Annotated in this window: 6 protein-coding genes and 1 tRNA gene; 2 read left to right on the top strand and 5 right to left on the bottom strand. The window is 43.8% G+C overall.

Annotation, left to right across the window (positions count from 1 at the left end; genetic code table 11):
• Positions 1 to 282: 282 nt before the first annotated feature.
• The 3 genes from AB4558_RS11585 to AB4558_RS11575 all read right to left on the bottom strand — a co-directional run bounded on the left by AB4558_RS11585 (position 283) and on the right by AB4558_RS11575 (position 2,672).
• Positions 283 to 1,536 (bottom strand): HD-GYP domain-containing protein, encoded by a 1,254-nt coding sequence (locus tag AB4558_RS11585; RefSeq protein ID WP_372074981.1) that lies wholly within the window; start codon positions 1,534 to 1,536, stop codon positions 283 to 285.
• Positions 1,537 to 1,619: 83 nt separating this feature from the next.
• Positions 1,620 to 2,027, bottom strand: coding sequence for a VOC family protein (locus AB4558_RS11580; protein ID WP_017055297.1), 408 nt, complete (start codon positions 2,025 to 2,027; stop codon positions 1,620 to 1,622).
• Between the two features lie 560 nt (positions 2,028 to 2,587).
• Positions 2,588 to 2,672 (bottom strand) — tRNA-Leu (locus tag AB4558_RS11575).
• Between the two features lie 194 nt (positions 2,673 to 2,866).
• Between AB4558_RS11575 and AB4558_RS11570 the strand changes: the two genes are divergently transcribed.
• Positions 2,867 to 3,343: an RDD family protein gene (locus AB4558_RS11570; RefSeq protein ID WP_017058939.1), complete on the top strand. Its 477-nt coding sequence runs from the start codon at positions 2,867 to 2,869 to the stop codon at positions 3,341 to 3,343.
• 64 nt (positions 3,344 to 3,407) lie between these two features.
• Here the strand turns inward: AB4558_RS11570 and lptG are convergent, their stop codons facing one another.
• Complete coding sequence (gene lptG, locus AB4558_RS11565) at positions 3,408 to 4,478, bottom strand: LPS export ABC transporter permease LptG (protein ID WP_017058938.1); 1,071 nt, start codon at positions 4,476 to 4,478, stop codon at positions 3,408 to 3,410.
• A 3-nt stretch (positions 4,479 to 4,481) separates the two neighbouring features.
• Positions 4,482 to 5,582 carry an LPS export ABC transporter permease LptF gene (gene lptF / locus AB4558_RS11560; RefSeq protein ID WP_017058937.1) on the bottom strand — a complete coding sequence of 367 codons (1,101 nt, stop codon included), beginning with the start codon at positions 5,580 to 5,582 and terminating at the stop codon, positions 4,482 to 4,484.
• Positions 5,583 to 5,774: 192 nt separating this feature from the next.
• Here lptF and pepA point away from each other — a divergent pair, with 192 nt between their 5' ends.
• A complete protein-coding gene (gene pepA, locus AB4558_RS11555; RefSeq protein ID WP_017058936.1) occupies positions 5,775 to 7,295 on the top strand; it encodes a leucyl aminopeptidase in 1,521 nt (506 codons plus the stop codon).
• Positions 7,296 to 7,299 lie beyond the last annotated feature (4 nt).

Genomic DNA, 7,299 nt, shown 5'->3' with positions numbered 1-7,299 from the left:
ATTCTCAGTGTCAAACACTTATTTGGAATTAATTCCTACTTTCTAAAAGTAGAAGCGAATCATCGCTTAAAGCTAGTTGCCTTACTAACATTTCTCGCTGAAGCCTTGTGGCGTCTGCCGTGTCAGTGAGGCGGCATTATAGAGATGCCGCTCATATTGGCAAGCAATAAATGCGTTTTTTATTAAAAAAAGAGGTTAAGCGAAGACATTTCAACCAAGGGCTTATTTATACCACTTTCACCCCAAGTTTCGAACAAATTACCCACAACGACCTGTGGATAACTACTCTCCACTATCAAAAAAGTAAGATAAACGAGCCCTAGGGTTTAGATACTCTCGAACTTGTTCAGGTAATTTGCTTGGATGAACGGCATTAACGATTTTGATCTCTTTAATAAAGAGGTCAATGATCGGAGCTTGGGTTCTTGGCACGCTAGGATCATAGATAAGTACATTTGGATAAAGCATATGTTTAGCGTTAACGGATATCACAATCCCAATCGAGTCATTTGAAAGCTGTACTACAGTTCCTGGTGGATAGACTCCCATGAACTTAACTAACAACCCCAAGTTATCTTGGCTATATAGATGCTTGCAGCTCTTATATAGGTGGGACAGTGCCAAATACGGGATCATTTGTTGAGATTGCGTTTTACCATGGCAAAGGTTATCAAATGCATTAGCCACGGCGACTATCTTGGCAAATTCATCAATCTCATGTTCTTTTAAGCCCTCGGGGTAGCCAGAACCATCATTCATCTCATGATGTTGAGCGATCACCTTTTTAGCACTTTCAGGAAAGTCATCAATTGCCGATACAATATCCGCACCGTATTTAGTATGAAGCTTCAGGTAGTTCTCTTCTGGCACCGTTAGTGCACTCTGCTTTCTTAGTATCGCGACTGGTATTTTGATCTTGCCTACATCGTGAAACAACGCTGCGAATGAGAGGTCTTTCAATTGCTGTGTGTTATAGCCTTTGGCCTTTCCTATCATCAGTGCAACAACCGAAACGTTCAGTGTATGAAAGTAGAGGTCTTCGAAATCCGCTTTAGCATTCATAAGATGCAAGGTGACGTTATCATCGCTCACTAGGGTCTCAACGATATCATCAACAAGAGCCTTAACCTCCCCCACCGCATCTAAAGGTCTGTTACGGATCTTGGTCATCACAGATCGCATTCGAGCAAGCGAGCGTTCAAACTCTCTCTCACAATGACTCACCCTGCGGCGGTAAGAGCTAAGGGTTTCGATACGCTCATGCTTATCTTTCCACATTCTTTCCGTTTCAAGGCTTACCTGTGAATCAATATCGACTTCTTGTTCACCTACGTGATTAACAGGTAAAGGTGAGGTATCACTTTGACTCAGGTTTATATAGACGTGCTTAATCCCAAGATGTCGAATTACTTTTACTTGAGCGTCATCTTTGATTTTAAAGCTGTTGAATAAAAATGGGTGTTCATTCCATTTTACGGGGAGTCGTATATGCAGACCGGGCTGAATGCGATCTACGGTAATCTTTATGCTGCCCATTTTTATATATAATATTGATGATTAATCTCTATTTATAATTCTAATAAAACCAAGCAGCAATTTCACTATCCAATTTCACAGGCTCAACTTAAAGAGTCACAGTGCACCATCCAGCGTATACCGAATTTATCTTCTACTTTGCCAAATCGAGCCCCCCAAAAAGTATCTGCGAGTGGAGTCATTATCCGCCCTCCCTTCTTGAGCTTTTCAAAGATTTGTTCTTGAGTCGCGGTATCTTCAGTCACAAGAGAGAGAGCGAGATTGTTGCCTTCAAGTTCTTTTGCCTTAACACCATCAGACATCATCAGCTTCATACCAAACGCTTCGAACTCAGCATGCATAACCCAATCAGGTTGAGCGCCCTCGATTACCTGTGGTGCATCACTAAAAAGCTGCTTAGATAAAACCACACCACCAAAGCACTTGTGATAAAAATCCAACGCTTCATTACAACGACCATCAAAAAACAAGTAAGGGGTTACTGTCAGCATATCTATCTCCTCTGTTAGTCCTTTAAACATAGACAATAGAAAAGAGAATGACAGGTAACATCATGATTTAAGATAATTAATTCATTATCAGATCGAATAGCGAAGGGAAATTATGAGATTTATGAGTGAAACATCAAGATCTGTCTGATTGAAGAGCAACTGCAACGACACGCCGGATTTCAAATTCACATACGTCCAAAACATAGAAAGGTCGCTATAAAAGCGACCTTTCTATGTTTGGTACCGATAGGCGGACTGATTGGACAGGCATTCTTGCCGCCACCGTGAAGGCAATGCTTCCTATACCCCACAACAAAGCCCCGATTTTCATCTAGGCTTTGTCATTTAAATATGGTGCCGGTAGGTGACTTGACTGGGCTTGCATCCAAGCCGACACGCTGGATTTAAAATTCACAAACGCCCAAAGCGACCTTTCTATGTTTGGTACCGGTAGGCGGACTGATTGGACAGGCATTCCTGCCGCCACCGCGAAGGCAACGCTTCCTATATCCCAGATACAACAAAGCCCCGACTTTCGTCGAGGCTTTGTCATTTAAATATGGTACCGGTAGGCGGACTTGAACCGCCACGCCCGAAGGCAACGGATTTTGAATCCGTCGTGTATACCAATTTCACCATACCGGCATTATCTTGGGGCATTGCCCTTTCGATGTTTGGCATTATACGTATGCGAACTGATGTGGCAAGTATAAAAACTTGAATTCATGTGTGTTTGCCGATAATTTCGCCACTAAGTCATAAGCTGTGCGTCATGTCTCTTTTCAGGCTAAGCCTTAAACTATATTCTGACGCCTCAATTTTTAAAGAAGTAATAACACATGACATCAACAAACACTCTGCCACCAGCAGGAGTCATGCGCCGATTTGGTGCCTTGTTCTACGACGCTCTGATCGTAATCGCTATTGAAATGTTGGCGGCTGGCGTCATTGTCGCTCTACTGCACGCGCTCATGGCTCTCGGCATTTTTAACCACAGCGGTTATGCCGATGTTAGTGACTTCTTAACCAACCATCCGATTTGGAGCCCTGCATATACCTTTTACTTAGTCGCCGTTTGGGTATATTTCTTCGTGTTCTTCTGGACTAGAGCTGGTCAAACTCTCGGCATGAGAGCTTGGAAGCTGCGCGTTCAAAACAAAGATGGCTCAGCGATCACAGTAACTCAGGCGCTGATTCGTTTAGGTACTTCAGGTTTTGGACTGGCAAACCTATGTGTTCCATTCGATCCTGAAAAACGTGGCTTTCACGATATCTGGGCAAAGACCGAAGTCGTTGTGTTACCACAAGCACGATAATGTGATTTAAGTTAGCTCCAATCAAGATCAAAAAAGGAAGGCGTTATGCCTTCCTTTTTACTATTTACAGTTTCCGCCTCAAGAGCATGATGGCAATTCCAAGGAACACCACGCTCGGGGCTATTGCGCCAAAGGCGGGTGGTATTTGATAAACCAAACTCACTGGGCCAAAGAACTCACTGGATATATAGAAGGTAAAGCCAGCAATAACACCTGACAAAATCCTCGCACCCATGGTCACACTACGCAAAGGACCAAAGATAAACGACAGTGCCATCAACATCATAACCGCGATCGAAATTGGCTGGGTTATCTTTCTCCACAGCGCCAATTCATAGCGTGATGCATCTTGCTCTGACGCCTTCAGATAAGAAACATAATCATACAACCCACTTAACGATAGCTCTTCTGGTTTAACCGTTACTATCGCCAACTTATCTGGAGCTAATGACGTTTCCCAAGAGTAAGTCGGTAAACTTTCTTTAGTAATTTGAAGTTCGTTTTCAAAAGACGTGATCTCTACATCCTTCATCGTCCACACGTTGTCTCCAACGTAATCAACTTCGTCAGAATAAATAGCGGTTTTAAGTGCCTTGTTTTCATCAAAGCGCCACATGTTCATTCCATATAGCTTCTGGTCATCGATTTTGACAATGAAGATGAAGTCATTGGCATCACGAGCCCAGACACCACTTTGCGTCGAAATAATATTACCACCAGCAATCGAGATAGTTCTTAAATCACGAGCCATTTTCTGCGCTTGCGGTGCTCCCCATTGACCAAGCAATGTCACCACGATCATCAGTGGAATAGCTGTTTTAAGTACTGATAGGCCGATATCTAACTTAGAGAAACCAGCTGCCTGCATAACGACAAGCTCAGAACTTGCAGCAAGCATACCAAGCCCTATCAATGCGCCAAGCAATGCAGCCATTGGAAAGAACATTTCGATATCACGAGGGATACTCAATAAAACGAAATACAGCGCTTGTAATAGATCGTATGTACCACGGCCAACTTTTCTTAGCTGTTCTACATATTTGATGATCCCAGAGAGACCAACAAACGTCACCAATACCAGTGACGTCGTTGCGATGATGGTTCTGCCTATATATAAATCGAGAATCTTAAACACGGCTTAAGCCAACCTCTTATTCTTGAATTTTTCTTTCAAACGCCTTACTGGCACGCTATCCATAAAGTTGGCACCAATCGCGACAAATAACAATAACGCATTGATTGGCCACATGCCGATTACCGCAGGAATGCTCCCCTCTTCGATTGAAGACTTGGTTGCACTGATTGCTAAGAAATAGGTGAGATAAATCAGTATTGCTGGGCCGATTTTCGCAAAACGACCTTGTCGAGGGTTTACCGCAGACAGTGGCACGACAAGCATGGTCAACAATGGAATACAAAGTACCAAAGAAATACGCCACTGCAACTCTGCTTTCGCACTATTATTTGAGTTACCAATCAGTTCAAGCGTAGGGATCGCTTCCCAGTCTCGACCTTTCTTCTCAACTTCACGCTGACCAATCAGGCCTTCGTATTCTTCAAAGTGCGTCACCCTGTAGTCGAGGCGAGTTGGAATGCCTTCATGACGAGTACCATCGTACATTACGATCACTTGGCGACCATCACTGAGCTCTTTTACATCACCTGACTTCGAGAACATCACACTTGGCAGTACAGAATCACGCGGACGCATTTGAGCTACGAACACGTTTTCTAACTTATTACCGTCGATATCATCAATAAACACGACAGAAGAGCCATCCGGCGTACCTTCAAACTTACCTTTTGGTAGCAAATCAACGCTGTTCTCTGCAGCTACTTCTTCATACATTTGTTCAACTTTGTCTTGTGACCAAGGAGATAACCAAAATGAGTTAAAGGCTGCAACAGATGCCGTAATTAAAGCGAGGTAAAGCGCAGATTGGATCAGGAATTTATTACCGATACCGGTGGCGTTCATGACCACTATTTCACTTTCAGCGTAAAGGCGGCCAAAAGTAAGCAAAATACCAATATAGATACTGAGTGGAAGCATCAATAGGCCCATCGCTGGCATATTTAAGCCAACAATCGACAATATAAGACTCGCAGGGATATCACCATCAGAGGCATCCGCTAAAACACTGATGAATTTTTGGCTGAGAAACACGAGAAAGAGAACAAAAAAGATCGCAAATTGGCTCTTGATTGTCTCGCGGATCAAATATCTAACAATAATCACGCTCAAATTACCTATACAAAACTTGTTTTTTTGATTGAATCACTATAATTTCCCGTTGAACCTTTTATTTTTTTAAATTTTTAGCTAAGTGTTAGCGTTCTTCTTTAAGGTTAGTTCCATTATAGGATCCAACAAGTAAGAACCCATTATCTAACATTTAGTTCGATTTGTCTTCAGGATGTAGGAGTACGCATGGAGTTCAGTGTAAAAAGTGGTAGCCCAGAGAAACAGCGCAGCGCATGTATCGTTGTCGGTGTATTCGAACCGCGCCGCCTTTCTCCAGTAGCCGAGCAATTAGATAAGATTAGCGATGGCTACATTAGTTCACTGCTTCGTCGCGGTGATCTAGAGGGTAAACCTGGCCAGATGCTACTACTGCATCAAGTACCTGGTGTACTTTCAGAACGTGTTCTACTGGTAGGCTGTGGTAAAGAACGTGAGCTAGGCGAGCGTCAATACAAAGAAATTATCCAAAAAACCATCAGTACACTAAACGAAACAGGTTCTATGGAAGCTGTATGTTTCCTTACAGAACTTCACGTTAAAGGTCGCGACACTTATTGGAAAGTTCGCCAAGCGGTAGAAGCGACTAAAGATGGTCTTTACACATTTGACCAATTCAAGAGCAACAAGCCAGAGACTCGTCGCCCACTACGTAAATTGGTATTCAATGTACCAACACGTCGCGAATTGAGCCTGGGTGAGAAAGCAATCTCTCACGGCCTTGCTATTGCTTCAGGTGTAAAAGCGTCTAAAGATCTAGGCAACATGCCACCAAACATCGCAAACCCTGCTTACCTTGCTTCTCAAGCTCGTCGTTTAGCCGACGATTACGAGACAGTGAAGACTAAGATCATTGGCGAAGAAGAGATGGAAAAACTGGGTATGACATCATACCTAGCAGTTGGCCGTGGCTCTAAAAATGAATCGATGATGTCTATCATGGAATACAAAGGCGCTCCGGATCCAGATGCGAAGCCGATTGTATTAGTAGGTAAAGGTCTGACTTTCGATTCAGGCGGTATCTCGCTTAAGCCTGGTGAAGGCATGGATGAGATGAAGTACGACATGTGTGGTGCGGCGTCTGTATTCGGTACAATGAAAGCACTGGCTAAGCTGAACCTGCCTATTAACGTGGTTGGTATCCTAGCCGGTTGTGAAAACATGCCGGGCAGCAATGCTTACCGTCCAGGTGATATCCTAACGACAATGTCAGGCCAAACGGTTGAAGTACTCAACACTGATGCTGAAGGTCGCTTGGTTCTATGTGATGCTCTAACTTACGTTGAGCGTTTTGAACCTGACTGTGTTGTCGATGTTGCTACGCTAACTGGCGCATGTGTTATCGCTCTAGGTCACCACATCAGTGGCGTTCTATCGAACCACAACCCACTTTCTCACGAACTTGTTAATGCTTCAGAGCAAGCAAGTGACCGTGCATGGCGTCTACCAATGGCAGACGAGTACCATGAGCAGCTAAACAGCCCATTCGCTGATATGGCGAACATCGGTGGCCGTCCTGGCGGCACAATCACTGCTGGTTGTTTCCTGTCTAAATTCACTAAGAAGTACCACTGGGCACACATCGACAGTGCTGGTACAGCTTGGAAGTCAGGCGCAGCGAAAGGCTCGACAGGTCGTCCTGTCTCAATGCTAGTCCAATTCTTATTGAACCGCAGCGGCCAAGAGACTGAAGAGCAATCTTCAAAATAATGAA

The sequence above is a fragment of the Vibrio sp. 10N.222.51.C5 genome, assembly GCF_041474575.1.
Lineage (GTDB): Bacteria > Pseudomonadota > Gammaproteobacteria > Enterobacterales > Vibrionaceae > Vibrio > Vibrio crassostreae_C.
This window is presented reverse-complemented; position numbering and strand designations above follow the sequence as displayed.